This window comes from Anaeromicropila populeti (genome assembly GCF_900112775.1).
Lineage (GTDB): Bacteria > Bacillota > Clostridia > Lachnospirales > Lachnospiraceae > Anaeromicropila_A > Anaeromicropila_A populeti.
The window spans coordinates 418,254-435,668 of the sequence record NZ_FOYZ01000002.1 but is presented as its reverse complement, the minus strand read 5'-3'; the positions used below and the strand labels follow the sequence as shown (position 1 = coordinate 435,668).

The following is a 17,415-nucleotide window of genomic DNA, read 5'->3' as shown; positions in this document are numbered from 1 at the left end:
CGTTTTCTGAGCTCAATTAACTCTTCATTAAGAGATAATGCATTATTTGGCGTATGAACAGCCTCTTTTGCCTCTAAGCGTCCCTCCTTAAATGCTTTTATCCATGTATAAATAGTACCTGTTGGAAGCCCAAGTTCTGCAGCGGCTTTATGCCCGCCTATTTCCTGTGCAAGTTTTACTGCTTGTGCTTTAAATTCTTGATCATATGATTTTGTAATTCGTTTTTCTGCCATCTCAATTCTCCTCTTCTTGTATTTATTATATATCAAAATCCTTGAGAATAGGGTGGCAATTTTTATTATACAACATCATTCATACCTTAATCACTATTTAGTTGATGGAGACGAGAATTCCTCTTTTTCTAAGCTAGACGCCTACATACTTGTCAATGATAAAGATGTCACCTATAACGAACTAGTAACTTCATTAGTAAGTAGTAATTCAAAAGATTATATCGAACAGTATCATATTTACGTTAATCAATTAAAATAATTCAGCTGAACAGCATATTAACAATAGACTCCATAACATCCTATTAACAATCCCTAACCTTTTCCACCCAAAAAGAGCAAAGTACATTTTCAGCACTCTGCTCTTTTTTAACTTTATAACATGAATCGTCATTACTCTTTTACCGAACCAATCGTAAGACCTGAAACAAAATATCTTTGAAAGAATGGATACACACAAGCAATTGGTACCACAATTAAAACTGCCATTGCCATGCGCATGGATTCTTTTGGCATAGTTGCGGCATACTGGGCAGAAGAAATTCCCATAGTATTGGCATTCTGGGCAAGATATTCAATATTACGTTCAATGCTCATTAATACCGCCTGCAAAGAATACAGATCCCGGCTGTCAATATACATCAGAGAAAGCCACCAGTCATTCCAATAGCCAAAACTAAGGAGGAGACCTATCGTTGCCAGTAACGGTTTGGATAGTGGAATAACCATTTGAAAATAAATTCTTAGCTGAGATGCTCCGTCTATTTCAGCTGATTCAAAAATAGACTGTGGAATTGTTGTTCTTATAAATGTTTTTGCAATAATGACATGGAATGAAGATACCGCCATAGGGAGAATTAAAACCCAAACAGAATCTTTCAGTCCTAGTACCGTTGTATAAACATTATACGTTGATACCAGACCGCCGCCAAACACCATAGGTATAAATACCACCCAAGTTAACAGACCCTTTAATTTAAACTTGGATCTGGTCAGCACGTATCCCATGGAGCTTGTCAAAAACAACCCAACGATAGTACCCGTTATAGTAACCGTTGCAGAAACTCCAAATGCTTTTAATATCATAACTTTGTTATTCCAAAGATACTGATATGCCTCTAGTGTCAGGGAATCTGGGAAAAAGCTGTATCCCTTTGCTGCTATGCTCTCGGAACTGCTGAAGGATATGATAATAATATATACTACAGGAACCACACAGATAAGTGCCAGCAGAAAGAATATTGCGGAAAATATAAAATTGGTTTTTTTAGATATCCGGTTAATTTTTGGCTGTTCGTTTTCATAATCCGTTCTTTTTTTCTTACTCATTATACATCACTGACCTTTCTATATGATTGCACTGTCTTTGTCCATCCATTTTACAATTCTATTTGTGATTAGAATCAATGCACAGCTTACAACAGATTGTAAAAATGATGCCGCAGAACCCATATTTGGATTTGGCTGTTCTTTTATCATTTTATAAATAAATACATCAATGGTTTCTGTAACCGTATACAGAGAATTTGATGCTTTAGGTACCTGATAAAACAGACCGAAATCAGAACGGACAAGCCCTCCTATACTCAATATAAACATCATGATAATTACACTTTTCATAAGTGGAAGCGTAATTTTAACCGCCTGTTGAAATTTAGTAGCGCCATCCATCATGGCTGCTTCATATAGAGAAGTATCAATACCAGTAATACTGGCTAAGTAAACTACCATTCCATATCCCATGCCCTTCCACACATTTAAGAAAACAAGAAAATATGGCCAGTACTCTGGTTCACGATACCAGTTTACCGTATCCTTATTTAACATAGTAAGTATGGTATTAAATAATCCCTTATCAGGGCTTAGAAATGCATACACGAAATATCCAACAATAACCCATGACATAAAATAAGGAAGAAACATCAATGTCTGACATGTTTTCCCATAACGTTTTCCATGGAGTTGACTCATCATCAAAGATAATATTACTGGTACTACAATGCCTAAAATAATAAATGCAATATTATAGGTTAACGTAAGTTTAAGTACTCTGGTACCAGAACCACTTGAAAATAAAAACTCAAAATTCTTAAACCCAGTGGTCTCACTGTGTAACAAATTGTAGAAAAAGCTTCTTCCTGCTTCCACGATACGATAATTCTTGAATGCCATCAGTACACCGAACATTGGCAGAAAACAAAAGCATACGTACCAAATGGTTGTAGGTAGTGCAAGTAATGCCAGCTGAGTATCATCTCTGGTCCATCTCTTTTTTTTGACACCCTTACTCTTTTTGCTCATAAGAACCTCCTTTTGTTTTAGCAAATCTGTATTGTCTAAAACAGTACTGTAACGATTAATTGCCTTACTATTATTATAGCAAGGCATCTGTCTCCCAAACAGTTGCTAAATTGAAGATTTATTGAACAAATTTTATTTTTATCTATACCAAAGTGCTGATTATTTACGGGTAGGCCGTTTTCTTCCAATCATCTACTTGTTTCTGCATATCATCAATAATAGTCTGAATACCAGCGGACTCTAATTTCTGATTGAGCTTTGGAACATACAGATCTGGATCCACACTTCCCGAATACAGCATCGTACCATACTCATTTAAAACACTCTTTACTTCTAATATTTCCTTTAACACATTGGTTGAATCAAAATTAAAGCCAAAGGACAATGCTGGCTTCAGTTCTTTGTTAAACTGCTGAAACTGGTACCATTTATCTATAGGTTCTGTCTCTAGCACATACGTATTAAAAAGTCCCCCCTGAACCCAGTAGGGAACAGAATAATTTTTCTGATTCTCAGAATTTAAATGCACTTTAAAAGAATAGGTGTTTTCCTTTCCCTCCACCAATTTTTCATCATCTTCAGAAAGTGCAGTCTTATCATAATGAATTCCTTCAATCCCGTAATTCAAAAGATTTCTTAAATATTCATCTGTATTTACCAGATTTAAAAACTCCACAGCCTCCTTTGGATGCTTCGTATTACTAGAAATGGCGGTCAAAGCTCCTCTGGCTGAAACATTTGTTATCTGAACCTCCATGATATTGGACGTCACTACCTCGTATCCTAAATCCTTGGACCAGATTAGTTCTGCATAAGGCTGTCCATCCCCCTTTGTCACAAACCGTTTTACTTCTTTACTATCTGTCTCCATTGCTGCATTTTTATTAATGTATCCTTTTAAATAATAATTTCTCATTGTTCTTAATGTGGACAGCATCCGATCTGTATGAAAGAGATTTTGCACCGTTAAGGTTGTATCATCATATTCAATCCCTACAATATCTTGAATTTTATCCATATAGGTAGGCGCAGAAAAATCTTGTGTAATATACAGTGGAACCACATCTGGCTCATTTTCACTGATTAATTCCAGCCATGGCTCTAAATCCTCAAGAGTGTGTATATCTTCATAGGGTACATGATATTTATCCACATATTCTTTAGTAAACACCCACATCGGCATACTGCCCAGTTCCTTTTCATTTGGCACCCCATAAATCCTTCCATCCACCATGGCAGCTTCCCAGAACTTATCATCAATAGCTTCATACATTTCCTTCCCATATTTCTGAAGAAGTTCGTCCAGCGGAAGAAAAAAGCCTCTTTGAGCATTGGTCAAATAATCATTTGCCCAAGAAGAAGTAAATACCAAATCGTACTCCTTCCCTGTTTTCACAATGGTTTCCATTGTTTTTGTGTATTTGTCCCAGCCGATTTGTTCAATCTGAACTGTTACCCCTATTTTTTCAGCCGTATATTCGTTTACCTTTTCCTGTACCAAAGCCAAATCCTTTTGTGGCTCCCCGATCTGATACCAAATCAGCTTTACTGTATTCGACTGTTCTTTCTTCTGTTCCAGCTTATTATGACAGCCTGCACTGCTTCCAAGAATAGTCCCCAGAAATAAAAAGACAAACAAAGCCCTTATTCTATTTTTCAATCTGATTGACCTCCTGCCAGGTATTTATTTCTTCTGTGGTACTTTTGATTTCTCTTAATGATGCGGGAGATATGCCATAATATTTTCGGAACATGCGGTAAAAATAGCTGATGTCAACATAGCCAATCTCATTAGAAATATCATGCATACGCATATTTGTCTTTAAAATCAGCTCTCTTGCTACTTTAATCCGGGTATTATTTAAATATTGAGAAAATGTACACCCTACTTCCCGAAGGAATATTTGCCCCAGATAAGAAGGATTCATTCTGTATTTTCCAGCTAGTGTTTTCAGGCTCATATCTTCCCTGTAATCATTTTTTACTTTAGCCATGATTTGCTTTACTACTGGCGAATACTGAGAATTTTCGATTTGAAGAAGCTCAATCAATTCCACCATTTCCACAATAATAGCACCCTTAATAATGGAAATATCATCTGCATGATAGATTTCTTCTAGCAGCTCTGTTACATAAAACTGGTGACTGGCTGACTCAATTCCAAACTCATCCTTTATTTTCTGCAATAAAATCATCACACGCACTAGGGTTGTATCAATTACTTCGATGGAGTACTTTTCCATTGTAATGTTATTCACAATAAGGTCTTCTAAATACGCAGCAGCTCCCTCTTTATCCTTATGGATAATTAGATTGTAAAGTTTATCCTCATCAAAGTCGATATCCTCATGCATCCTATTACAAACATAGCTTTCGTCAATACAACTTCCATATCCTTCAATGATTAAATATCTTTGCAGTTTGCGGGTATGCCGGTATGCCTTTGCCAAATCCTGCATTTGACTTAGTACTGGACCCACTGTAATAAAGGCTGGCTTGTCAAACTTTTCTTCTAGCTGGTTCTGAAGCTTTTTAAAATATGCCAAAGGATTTTTCTTTCCTACTTCTTCCCATGATATAAGTAAAAGCAATTCATCCTTTTCTGTAAACAGTACTTTCATATTATCCCCTTTATACTCTGTGACAAGATAATTATAAATAGATGCCAGCTCATCCTCCTTTAATGTACTGATTTTATATTTCATTGTTGCAAATGCAAAACAAGGTTGATATAAAGCCAATTCCAGTTCCTTCATATGAATAGCTGCTTTCTCTGGATCCCATGGTTCCTTCAGCAAGCACCCTGCTTTTCGCAGTTCATCAATCGAATAATTTTTTTTCTTATTCAATGACTGAATTTTGCTAACGGTATCTTCCAGCACCTGCATCAGTTTTTCTTCGTCTATGGGCTTTAAAATATAGTCCTCCACATCTAACGTAATGGCTTGTCTGGCATATTCAAACTGATCATAGCCACTGAGTATAATAAACCGCACCTGCTCACTTTGCTCCCTGATTTTTTTCAGAAGCTCCAAACCTCCCATTTGGGGCATACAGATATCTGTAATAATAATATCTACTTTTTCCTGTTCCCACAAGTCAATTGCTTCTGTTCCATCCTGAGCTTTGTGAACTACCTCCAGACCAAGCTTTTCCCAGTCTACAATCAGACAGATACCCTGCATGATAAATTCTTCGTCCTCAACTATCATAACCTTATACATTTTCTACACCTCCATAGGGAATCTAATGATCACTCTGACCCCTCTCGGATCATTTTTTTCCAGGTGCACACCATATTCCTTCCCATACATAGCCGTAATCCTGCTGTTTACATTTCTTACCCCAATACTGCCTTCTGGACTGCTGTTATCCTTTAACTTCTGATTTATCTCCTCCAGTCTATTATCTTCTATTCCCTTTCCATTGTCTTCAATATATATGAGAATATCTTCGCCTGCTGCCTCCATCTTAATACACAGATAATTATCCGTATCCATAAGGCGTATTCCATGGACAAAGTAATTTTCAATCATCGGCTGTAAAATAAATTTGTTTACTTTAACTTCCATAAATTCTACAGGACAATCAATAGCAAATCGAAATTTATTCTGATATCTGAATTCAAACATTTCCAAGTACTTTTTGCAAAAATACAGTTCCTTGCCTATTGTAATAATACTGCTTTCCTTAACCTGACTTCGGAAAATAATAGCAAGTCCATAGAGCATTTTCCCCACTTCCTTGTCCCCATTACAAATTGCCTTCATACGGATTGCCTCTAGTGTATTATAGAGAAAATGAGGATTAATTTGATTTTGAAGTGCATTCAGTTCCGCATTTTTCTGCTCAATTTCCGCCATATAGCTTTTCTGGATATAGGTCTGGAGATCGGTACACATCTGGTTAAAATATTCAGCAATGATGTCATATTCATCATTTTCAAATTTAATCTCCACCTGAGAATTAATTTCACCACCACGCACCCGTTCCATACCATTCAAAAGGGAAACCAGTCTCTGGGTTAGATGTTCCAGTCGTCTCAGCACTAGAAACTCACCTGCCCCAAAGATAAAAATTCCCGTTACAATCAATGAAAGCATTAAAAAAGGAGAAATTCGGTTTCCAATTTCTTTTGGAATATAACGGACTACATTAATTTTATTCATTCCATAGCAGCATACATAGGCAGCCAGAATTTTTTCCAGTTCCTGTTCACTTTTCAAAACTCCACTATCATTAAGCAAATAGTCCACTGTATTTTTTCCAGTAGAGTCAAATAGTACTGTCTGATCATAAAATACAATTAATTCAGATTCTTTGTTTTCCTTGTAGTTTTTCTCAAAATAGCTAAGATTATAAGAAACCAACATGTAACCCGTTAGTTCCATGGTCATAGGATTTTGAATATTTTCCACAAAAACAATATGATTATCTTCTAATAAAATATATTGATTCAGCCGTTCTAAAAAACTGCTGCTTACCTCAGAAACCCGTACATCTCCACCGTCACTATATGTGATTCTGTGCTTTTTGGCATGACTGACAAAAGAGATTTCCTTTATCTGACTATCCAGGCTAAAGGACTCTTTTGCAAAATCATCATTTCCATAATACTCATTTGACTGATTATTTGAAAACCGATCCAGTCTTATTTGATAATACGTATCCAAATCGTTTTCCAAGTAAAGCAGCGTATCGGACAATTCCGAATCTTTCTGATACAATTTATATAAAATTAAATCTGCCGTATCGGACATGTTTTTAGCATTATTGGCAACTTCTTCACTTACCAGCTGATTAAACCGTATGTTTTCATCCGCAGCCTGCTTTCGCACATTTGAAATAGAAAAAACTTCAAAGAAAATAATAATACTGAAAATAATCGCTGTATAATTTATAAAAAGTTTTCGGTAAATCGTCTTTTTCCGAATCATAATACTTCACTTTCTATTTCATCTAGTAACACAATTTGTGTGTCCTGAACAAAACATATCTGCTTTTCCCTGCCTTTCCAGCGAATCAGAAAAGTGGTATACCCTTCTTCGTATCCCTGATGAATAATATCAAGCTGTAATTTCCTGTTTTCAGAAAGCCTGAATAAATACTGGTTATAAACTCCTTCCTGATAGGAAAAATCCTTTCCATTATCTTGATAATGATAATATTCACCTTCCCCTTCATATACCTCTAGAATAAGCTGTTTTATTTTTTTCTCACCTGTATACGCTATTTCCGGATAATTTGGCAGTATCGTACCCGCTTTTATATACATAGGACAAACCTCTAACGGCGCTTCTCTTTTGATATAGGTCCCCCCTACATGCCTTTCTCCTGTCCAGTAATCTTCCCAGATTCCTTCTGGCAAATACACTAGTCTCATTCTCTGCCCCTGATTTACTACAGGAGCCACCAAAATATGACTTCCTACCATAAATTGATCGTTCATTTCCCATGTATTTCGGTCCTCTGGAAATTCTAGTACCAAAGGTCTTATTACTGGCAGACCATTTCTCTCATGTTCCCAAAATAAGTCATAAAAATATGGAAGTAAACGATACCGTAACTTAATATATTTCCGGTTAATATCAAGCGTTTCCTGATTAAAAGCCCATGGTTCCTGTCTGCGGCTTCCTTTGCAGCTGTGATTTCTGAACAATGGTGAAAAACATCCTGTCTGCACCCACCTGCATAAAAGTTCTGGTGTACAGTCGGAACCAAAGCCGCCAACATCTGTTCCAACAAATGCCATACCACTTAATCCAAGATTGCATAGCTGTGGAACTGCCATCTGAAGGTGTGCCCATATGCTGTGATTGTCTCCTGTCCATGCAGTTGCATATCGCTGGGTACCTGCATAGCAGGCTCTTGTGATAACAAAAGGACGGGTTTTCTTATATTTTTTCCACGCCTCATAAGTAGCCTGTGACATTAAATGTCCATATACATTATGAATTCTTCTATGATCAGCTCCTTGTCCTTCCTCTGAAAATTGTATGTCATCTGGAAGTTCTCCATGAAAGCTTGCCGGTTCATTCATATCATTCCATATTCCACTGACACCAAGTTCTATTAGGTAACGATGGTTTTCACCCCACCAGGAACGAACCTTTTCATCAGAAAAATCAGGATATACTACCGTCCCTGGCCACACCCAGTTTGTATAGTTTGTTCCTTCCTTATCTTTTACAAAACAATCCAGTTCCAGTCCCTGGTCATAAATCGGATATCCTTCCTCTAATTTTACCCCTGGATCAATAATCGTTACGATTTGAAAGCCCTCTTGATTAAGCTGTTGGATTAGTTCTTTCATATCCGGAAAGCCTTCCGGACTATAGGTAAACACCCGGCATCCATCCATATAATCTATGTCTAGATGAATGCAGTCACATGGAATATCATTTTCCCGGAAGCTTTTGGCAATTTCTCTTACTTCCTGAGATGTTTCATAGGACCATCTGCTCTGATGATATCCTAATGTCCATAATTGTGGTAATGGATGGGTTCCCGTAAGTCCCATATAACTTTTTAACACATCTGCCATGGTGTTTCCATACATAAAGTAGTAGTCCAGGTTTCCCTGCTCTGCGCCAAAAAAATAGTATTTTTCACTTTCCTTGCCCATATCAAAAACTGATTTATGGGGATTATCAAAAAATATGCCATAAAAGTGTGAGTTTCTCATCGTAATAAAGAAGGGAATGGATTTGTATAACGCGCGGAAGGAATCTACATGTGGATCTGGTATGTCACTGTTCCACATTTCATATTCGTATCCTCTTTTATTAAGAAAACCTGTTTTATCTCCTAATCCGTAAAATACTTCTTCCCCCTCCATTGTTTTTATTACCTGAATTTTATGTTTTCCAGTCTTTTCCTGAATCGTATGTCCTTCCTGAGCAGCCTGCTGCCAGCCTGCTTCAGGCTGCATAAAAGACTCTCTCTCCATCCGGTAGTCTCTGCATAAAATCTCATGCTGGTTATTATAAATATCAACCTTAAAGTCGTCATTTACTTCCACCCATAGTTTTCCCGTTTTAATAACCAGTCCTTGTTCTCTCTGTTCTATCTGCACTGATACCTGCTGACAGGCATTGCAATACTGCTGTCTGGACAACTCTGTAATTCCATAAGAAATCTGTTCTTTTTCTTCTAATGACGCAAAAATACGAATAACCGTTTCTTCCATTATTTCAATGTAGCAGACTTTCTCTTCAAACTGTAATAAAATTCTGTTTTCCAGCTTTTGATAGCCCAACAACTTTCCAAACATACTTTTTCACCCTCATTTCTTTTCTTTTTTCACATCTATTAAAACCGTCTTAATCTCATATGGTTTAAATTCCAGTCTAATTACCTTCTCTTCTTTGTACTCACCTTGAGGCTGCTCCATCAAATCAGCTTCCTGATACCCTTGAATCGAAAAATGCGGAGCTATTGTCACCTTATGTCTGGCACCAATATACTCGTGAAAACGAACTACCAGGCTTTTTCCATCTTCTGAAAGCTTTATTGCATCTATCTCCACATATTCATTATCCAGTGATAAAAAGCTATAATTGCCTAAAATGCTTGAACCTTCTACTGCATACAATGGCTGGTTTAGTCCATATGCTTCCTGAACCGTATTTGCCGCAGCAAAATCCCCTTTATGTGGAAACAGAGAATAGGTAAAATAGTGTTCTCCCTGATCCTGCTGTGGATCTGGATGTGTAGCAGCTTTTACCAGTGTCAGCCGCATTACATTTCCTTTTATATCATGTCCATACTTACAATCATTTAACAGGCTAACCCCATATCCTTGTTCCGATAAGTCTGCAAAGCGATGGGCAACGGTTTCAAATTTTGCCTGATCCCAACTGGTATTCCAGTGATTAGCACGTCTTACATTTCCATATTGTATATCGTACGTAGCATACGTAGTCCTTATATCTACAGGAAAAGCTACCTTCAATATTTTTTTATGTTCATAAAAATCCATCTTTGTTTCAAAGTCAATTCTTCTAGATTGTGCATATAACATCATATTCTGCGTAATTTTTGAGTTTAAAAAGCTCCAGGTAAAACGTATCACTGCCCGCAAAGGTCCCTGCTCCACACATTCTACACTGATTAACTGATCTACCTCTTTCATTTTTTCCTGATAAAAAAGATCAATATCCCATGCATCGTTTCCCAATGGTTTATCTTCAAACAACTGGAATACATTTGCCCTTTTGCCCTCTGGAATAACATGAATATCATTTTCCTTATCATAAACATCTGTTAGCTGTCCAGCTTCATTCCATTTTATACAATAAAATGGTGACTCTGCCCCACTATTGGTTATAAAAAATATTGGTTTACAAACCTGTTTTACTCCTGTCTCTCTGCTGATAACCGTCATGCCCATAGCTGGTACCTGTCCAACCTTTACCAATGTATTGGCGGCACTATCTTGGGATTCCAAAACATTTCCTGCTCCGTCCACATAAACTGCATCCTTCTGATAAGGAACGGAGACAATTCCATCTCGATCCCATCCTGAATTATTAACTATTGTAAAGTATTGGCTGTGTGCAGAGATAAGCTGTTCTAACGCATCCTCTTTTATTGTATCTGCTATAGCCTCTGCCTGTTTGTAATTTTCTCTGGAATCTTCATATACCTCGTGAATCGATGACCCTGGAATAATGTCGTGGAACTGGTGGGTAAGAAGAATTTTCCATCCCTCCCGCATTTCATCCTGACGGGCAAGAGCAACATCTCCCTTAACAATTGCTGCCATAGCGGTCAGCCACTCTGTTTCCCGATATAAAAATTCCATTTTTCGATTCATTCTTTTATTATATGCCTGACTGGTGTAGGTTCCTCTGTGATATTCTAAATATAGTTCACCATCCCAGGTATGCACATATTGCTTTGTATGTTTAAATGTATCTTTCAAATGTTCAAAATACTCTTTGGCAGTAGATGTTTTCAATTCTGGAATTCCTGGAATCTTATCAATTCGCCTGCGAAGTTCCAGCATATCACGATTAACTCCTCCACCGCCATCTCCATATCCATAAGAAATTAATAGCTCTTTGTTTACCGCTTTATCTTGATAAGCATCCCATACACCTTTCACTGTATTGGGTATTAATTGTCCGTTATAGGTATAGAACCAAGAGTCTGGTCTGTCCCATGGTGCAGGTGTTGTAATAAAATGTGTCAGCACCTCACTTCCGTCCATACCAACCCAGCGGAATGTATCATGGGGCATCCGATTGTACTGATTCCAGCTGATTTTTGTTGTCATAAACATATCAATTCCCGATTTTTTTAAAATCTGCGGCAACGCCCACGAATAGCCAAATACATCTGGGAGCCACAAATAGCTTGGAACTTTCCCAAATTCATCCATCATAAACTTTCTGCACATTAAGATTTGTCTGGTAAGGGATTCTCCACTGGTTAGATTACAGTCTGCTTCTACCCACATACCCCCATCTACTTCCCAGTTTCCTGCTGCTGCCTTCTCTTTTATCTTCTGATACAGGTCTGGAAAATCTTTTTTTACATATTCATACAGCTGTGGCTGGGTCTGTAAAAAAATATATTCTGGAAACTGTTCCATAAGGCGAATTACAGTAGAAAAGGAACGGGAACATTTTTCTCTGGTATGATTCAGCCTCCATAGCCACGCCACATCAATATGTGTATGTCCTATGCATTTTACCTGAACAGAAGCATTTTTTTCTATTTCATCTAACTGCTGATTTAGCATGTCATCTGCTTCGTGAACACTTTGATAAAACTCCTCACTTCCTGGATAAGACCAATCAATGCAGAGAAATGCCTCATCTAAAATGCGGCGCAGCTCATGAACAGTTGGGTCGTCGTTTTTCAGGGTTTTCACTGCATCTATGATTGCAAATCCCATATAATATAAATCATCTGTTTTTTCATCCAGCCAAGCCAGGTCAGCATAGTTTATTTTATGCACCTGTTCCCTTTTTACACCACCGCCTTCTAGGCCAGACCACAGCCGAAATATACATTCTAATTTTTCTCCATACAAATCTGCTGGGAAAAAAACTTCCTTATGATTCATGTCTACCCCTTGAAAAGGTTGTCCGTTAACATAAAGAAGCGATTCAAACCCCGAATTATTTCCATCTCCTGTAATGCCATAATCGAAAAGTCCAACCGCCTTTTTTCCCTTCCATTCCTCGGGAATCACTAGTTCTGTTTTTAACCATAAATACCGGTCCCTGCCTGACCAGCATTGTCCCGCCAGAATCAGCTCCCAATTTTCATCTTCTGAAGGCAGTTCTGGATTTACCTTACCCTGGTTATCCTCAAGAGACAATAATCCACCTAGACTTTTCCTATCCCTGTATCTATATTCCTTTAATTCATTTACTCTTGCCTCTAACTTATTATCTATAAAAAACATGCTTACCAACCTTTCTATAGCACAAAGAGGAGCAAAAAGCTCCCCACTTGTGGTACTTATTCTATTATTTCTGTGCTAACCAGTCGTTAATCTGATTCTGGTATTCTGTACGAATTGTCTCAAGACCTGCATCAGTTAATTCCTGATATAACTTAGGTACTGCTTCTGCTGGATCTACGGTTCCTGTGTAAAGCTCTTGTTTATATCTTGACATTACTAAATCACATGCTGCCATTTCATTTTCCACATTACTGCGGTCGAATGAAAATCCAAGTAGAACAGATGCTTCTGCCTTTTCATTCCACTCTTGTACCATTGTCCACTGGTCTGCTGCGTTAGGAGCCACTGGATACATCGTAAAGAAGGTTGCCTGTGAATAAGTTGCTGGGCTGTAGCAGTCAGCACTTCTTGTAATTGTTCCATCTCCATTATCAGTCCAGTCCACGCCTTCTACACCATAAGCAAGCATATTTCTCATAACTGGGTCTGTATTACAAAGCTCCAGATATTTTAATGCTTCCACTTTATATTTAGAAGAAGAGGAAATGGCATTTGCTGAACCAAGAATAGAACTAGTAGAGTAAATAGGTCCTGCAAATGGATTACTTACTGTGTCTTTTCCACGTCCTGCACTCCAGCTTACGTCTGCACCAGGGAATCCCTGTCCAGAGCTTACAATTACCCAAGAAGGGCCTCTGTCTACTGTTGCTGCATCTGGATTAATGATACCATCTTCGTACCATGTATGAAGGTAAGAAAGGCTTTCTGCAATATCTTCTTGTTCAAATACATTAACTACAGTTGCACTAGAATCGTCATAACGGACACCAATTGCATCCAAAGGTCCCTGATAGTTAATAAGAAGTCCATTTACGCCATCCTTTGCAATATTAAATGCATACTGAGCATCTGTAATATTTCCTGCATTGATTTCTTCCTGGAACATTCTTACTACTGGGTCCAAGTCGGCAAGGGTTTTAATGTTTGTATAGTCAACGTTATATTTTTCAACTAGTTCTTTATCCCAAACCCAGTATTGTGTCTGAGAAGAATCTTTATAAGTAGGAACTGAATAAATCTTATTATTAATTTTCACACCATCCCAAACCAAATCAGGAACCATACTTTGTAGTTCAGGTGTTTCTGCAAGAAGATCTGTAATATCAGCAAATGCTCCAAGAGATACTGCTGCTGAATATTTATCAGAATTAGTAAACATAATGTCGAATTCTTCTCCAGAATTTATCATAGCGGTAACTCTGTCACCCCAGATACCCCAGTCTAAATATACAAATTCAACTCCTACTCCGATTTTAGAAATGGAGTATTCATTCATTGCCTCTACTGCTGCTTTTAAATTATTTGGTTCTCCTCCAATTTGTATCCATTTTAGGATTACCGGTTCTTTTGTTTCAGTTTCTGTTGTTCCAGCCTCTGACGCCTCATTATCTGATGTTCCGCTCTGAGTTGTGCTTTCCTTTTTACCACATGCTGCAAGAGATGAAACCATAAGCACCATAGCTAGAAGTAATGAAAGTTTCTTAACTAGTTTTTTCATATTACCTCTCCTTTTCATTATTGTGTATTGCTACAATATCATTGTATTAGGAATTGATAAAAAAACCAATTTGCAAAATTTCATTTTTATTGTACATATTTCACTTGTTGTTCATATTCTAGTTTTGCCAACTGTAAACATCCCAGAATACCTTGATTATCTTTTAATGACGCAGGAACAATATATTGATCCAGACTGCTGATTTCTTTCGTATTTATATACCCATTCAGCATTTTTTTCACCTGTTCTCTAATAAGAGGAAACAGCTGCTTCTGATGCATTACGCCTCCCCCCAGAATAATTTTTTCTGGTGACAGGATTAAAATATAATTTGTCAGTGCCTGAGCAATATAGTATGCCTCCAGTTCCCAGACAGCACTTTCCTGCTCTAGCTCCGCCGCCCTTTTCCCCCATCTTTTTTCAATGGCAGGACCTGCTGCCATCCCTTCCAGACATCCTCCATGATAAGGACAGCAGCCTTCAAAAGAATCCTCTGGATGCCGTGTAATCATAATATGTCCACCCTCTGGGTGAAGCATACCATGAAGCAGTTTTCCATTTACATAAATTCCAGCACCAATTCCTGTCCCAATGGTAAGATATACAACAGAATTTAAATTTCCAGCTTGGCCAAAGGTAATTTCCCCCAGACAGGAGCTGTTCACATCGGTATCAAAACCAATGGGTATTCCTAATTTTTCTTGAAATGCTCCGTATAAATTATAATTTTTCCATGCCAGCTTAGGGGTATCCAAAATATGTCCAAAGCTTTTTGACTGAGGATTCACATCCACAGGTCCAAATGCCCCGATTCCCAATGCGCAAATTTCTTTTTTTGAAAAATAAGAAAGAAGCTCTGGTACCGTTTCTTCTGGAGTCAGCGTCGGCAAAGACTTCTGTTCCAAAATATTCCCTTTTTCATCTCCCACAGCCATAACCATTTTAGTCCCACCAGCTTCTAATGCACCAAATAACATATTGTTCTCCCTTTCCAAATCATTTTATCATCACCAGTTGCATTTATATAGTTCGCCCCTTAGAATGACTGCTTGAATCTCTAGTTTCTGATTGAGCAAAACCAGATTAGCTGCTTTTCCAAATGTAATGCTTCCGTATTTATCATAAATGCCAATTGCTTTAGCTGAATTTACAGCGGCAGCTTTTATAGCACTTTCCAGCGGAATCCCAGCCTGCAAAACCGCATACCTTACACAATCCATAAGGTTTGTTACTGAACCTGCAAGGCTGCCATCTGATTTCAAAACCGCTTTCCGCCCACAAACTTCTACCTCCTGACCTCCCAGCGTATAGACTCCATCTGGCATACCTGTTGCCCGCATACTGTCACTAATCATAACAATTCTGTTATCCCCAAACAGTTCAAAGGTTGCTCTGATTACACTGGGATGTATATGCATTCCATCGCAGATTATCTCCACCCGGCAGTTTTCCTGATCCCTGGCTGCCCCAATCACACCAGGATTACGATGATGCAGAGGAGGCATTGCATTATAAAGATGAGTGACATGTCCAGCACCCTTTTCCAATGCCTCTTTTGCCGTTTCATAGTCTGCATCTGTATGGGCAAGAGATACCATAACTTGTTCTTTTACAGCTTCAATAAAATCCATAGCATCTGTAAGTTCTGGTGCAAGAGACACCAGTTTGATTTTTCCGCCAGACAGCTTCTGAAGCTTTTGAAATACCTTTAAATTTGGTTTCTGCAAATAACTCTCATGTTGTGCTCCCTTTCGCTTTGCAGAAAGAAACGGGCCCTCCATATGAATTCCGCAAAAATCAGCACCAGAAATACTTTCGTATACTTCGGCTGTCTGCATAATCTTTTCCAGTTCTTCCTCTGGCAAAGTCATAGTAGCCGGACATATGGAGGTAATACCATGCTCCGCCTGATACTCAGCCATCGCCTGCACTGCCTCCAAACTGGCATCACAAAAATCATATCCTGCACATCCATGAAAATGAATATCTGTAAGGCCTGGTACTGCATATAATCCAGAGGCGTCTATGACACTATCCTCTTCTTGTACAGAATTTACAAATAATCCATCCTGAATAAAAACATCTCCCCAATGAAACTGATTATCTTCACAAAATACTTCTGCATTTTTTATAATCATAACAATCCCCCTTCTAATCATGCTTTATACTGACTAAAGCTGACACATAGATAGTGCTTCTTCATCCCCTATTAAAATAAAATCTGGATGAAGCTGTAGGATGGAAGCAGGTACTGCGGGCGTAACTGGTCCAAAAAATGCTTTTTTGACAATCTCCGCCTTATCACTTCCACTTACAATACATAGTATTTTTCCTGCTTGCATAATTGTTTTCATTCCTACCGTATAAGCTTGTTCTGGTACTTTTTCACCTTTTGCAAACAACCGAGAATTGGCTTTTATTGTACTATCCGACAACGCTACACAGTGAGTACCTAATTGAAATGCATCACCTGGCTCATTGAATCCAATGTGTCCGTTATGTCCCAGTCCAAGAAGCTGTAAATCAATCCCCCCTAGTCTGCTTATCACATTATCATAGCGTTCACATTCCGCCTTTTCCTCTTCTGCCATTCCCTCTGGAAGATAGCTCTGATCTTCCCTGATATTGATATGCTGAAAAAACTGGGTTTTCATAAAATAGTGGTAGCTCTGGGGATTTTCATTTGAAATCCCCTTATACTCATCTAGATTAACCGTTTTTACCCTTGAGAAATCAATGTCTCCTTTTTGATACCATTCGATCATCTGCTGATAGGTACCAATAGGGGTAGAACCCGTTGCAAGTCCCAAAACACAGTCTGGCTTTAAAATCACCTGGGCTGAAATGAGATTTGCCGCCTTTCTGCTCATATCCCTATAATCCTTTGCTTTATAAACCTGCATTTT

General features: G+C 38.1%; 12 protein-coding genes. All 12 read right to left on the bottom strand.

Annotation, left to right across the window (positions count from 1 at the left end; genetic code table 11):
- Positions 1-233 (bottom strand): transposase (locus BM305_RS04135; RefSeq protein WP_143099121.1); only part of this gene is annotated, 233 nt, incomplete at its 3' end.
- Positions 234-623: 390 nt separating this feature from the next.
- A complete protein-coding gene (locus tag BM305_RS04130) occupies positions 624-1,559 on the bottom strand; it encodes a carbohydrate ABC transporter permease (RefSeq protein ID WP_092559427.1) in 936 nt (311 codons plus the stop codon).
- A gap of 18 nt (positions 1,560-1,577) precedes the next feature.
- Positions 1,578-2,531 (bottom strand): ABC transporter permease, encoded by a 954-nt coding sequence (locus BM305_RS04125; protein WP_092559426.1) that lies wholly within the window; start codon positions 2,529-2,531, stop codon positions 1,578-1,580.
- A gap of 163 nt (positions 2,532-2,694) precedes the next feature.
- Complete coding sequence (locus BM305_RS04120) at positions 2,695-4,191, bottom strand: ABC transporter substrate-binding protein (protein ID WP_177214537.1); 1,497 nt, start codon at positions 4,189-4,191, stop codon at positions 2,695-2,697.
- Positions 4,181-5,755, bottom strand: a complete 1,575-nt coding sequence (locus BM305_RS04115; RefSeq protein ID WP_092559424.1) for a response regulator — start codon at positions 5,753-5,755, stop codon at positions 4,181-4,183. The genes BM305_RS04120 and BM305_RS04115 overlap by 11 nt, the downstream gene beginning before the upstream one ends.
- A 3-nt stretch (positions 5,756-5,758) precedes the next feature.
- Complete coding sequence (locus BM305_RS04110; RefSeq protein WP_092559423.1) at positions 5,759-7,468, bottom strand: sensor histidine kinase; 1,710 nt, start codon at positions 7,466-7,468, stop codon at positions 5,759-5,761.
- Positions 7,465-9,804: a glycoside hydrolase family 31 protein gene (locus BM305_RS04105; protein WP_092559422.1), complete on the bottom strand. Its 2,340-nt coding sequence runs from the start codon at positions 9,802-9,804 to the stop codon at positions 7,465-7,467. Before BM305_RS04105 ends, BM305_RS04110 begins: the two co-directional genes overlap by 4 nt.
- Positions 9,805-9,816: 12 nt before the next feature.
- Positions 9,817-12,951 (bottom strand): alpha-mannosidase, encoded by a 3,135-nt coding sequence (locus BM305_RS04100; RefSeq protein ID WP_092559421.1) that lies wholly within the window; start codon positions 12,949-12,951, stop codon positions 9,817-9,819.
- Positions 12,952-13,015: 64 nt separating this feature from the next.
- Positions 13,016-14,509 (bottom strand): ABC transporter substrate-binding protein, encoded by a 1,494-nt coding sequence (locus BM305_RS04095; RefSeq protein ID WP_177214536.1) that lies wholly within the window; start codon positions 14,507-14,509, stop codon positions 13,016-13,018.
- 86 nt (positions 14,510-14,595) lie between these two features.
- A complete protein-coding gene (locus BM305_RS04090; RefSeq protein ID WP_092559419.1) occupies positions 14,596-15,486 on the bottom strand; it encodes an ROK family protein in 891 nt (296 codons plus the stop codon).
- 30 nt (positions 15,487-15,516) lie between these two features.
- Complete coding sequence (gene nagA, locus BM305_RS04085) at positions 15,517-16,647, bottom strand: N-acetylglucosamine-6-phosphate deacetylase (RefSeq protein ID WP_092559418.1); 1,131 nt, start codon at positions 16,645-16,647, stop codon at positions 15,517-15,519.
- A 33-nt stretch (positions 16,648-16,680) separates the two neighbouring features.
- Complete coding sequence (gene nagB / locus BM305_RS04080; protein WP_092559417.1) at positions 16,681-17,412, bottom strand: glucosamine-6-phosphate deaminase; 732 nt, start codon at positions 17,410-17,412, stop codon at positions 16,681-16,683.
- Positions 17,413-17,415: the final 3 nt, after the last annotated feature.

Excerpts from the sequence above, each read along its gene's own strand:
- BM305_RS04130 (WP_092559427.1), bottom strand. The coding sequence starts at position 1,559 with ATGAGTAAGAAAAAAAGAACGGATTATGAAAACGAACAGCCAAAAATT.
- BM305_RS04125 (WP_092559426.1), bottom strand. The coding sequence starts at position 2,531 with ATGAGCAAAAAGAGTAAGGGTGTCAAAAAAAAGAGATGGACCAGAGAT.
- BM305_RS04115 (WP_092559424.1), bottom strand. The coding sequence starts at position 5,755 with ATGTATAAGGTTATGATAGTTGAGGACGAAGAATTTATCATGCAGGGT.
- BM305_RS04110 (WP_092559423.1), bottom strand. The coding sequence starts at position 7,468 with ATGATTCGGAAAAAGACGATTTACCGAAAACTTTTTATAAATTATACA.
- BM305_RS04105 (WP_092559422.1), bottom strand. The coding sequence starts at position 9,804 with ATGTTTGGAAAGTTGTTGGGCTATCAAAAGCTGGAAAACAGAATTTTA.
- BM305_RS04100 (WP_092559421.1), bottom strand. The coding sequence starts at position 12,951 with ATGTTTTTTATAGATAATAAGTTAGAGGCAAGAGTAAATGAATTAAAG.
- BM305_RS04095 (WP_177214536.1), bottom strand. The coding sequence starts at position 14,509 with ATGAAAAAACTAGTTAAGAAACTTTCATTACTTCTAGCTATGGTGCTT.
- BM305_RS04090 (WP_092559419.1), bottom strand. The coding sequence starts at position 15,486 with ATGTTATTTGGTGCATTAGAAGCTGGTGGGACTAAAATGGTTATGGCT.
- nagA (WP_092559418.1), bottom strand. The coding sequence starts at position 16,647 with ATGATTATAAAAAATGCAGAAGTATTTTGTGAAGATAATCAGTTTCAT.
- nagB (WP_092559417.1), bottom strand. The coding sequence starts at position 17,412 with ATGCAGGTTTATAAAGCAAAGGATTATAGGGATATGAGCAGAAAGGCG.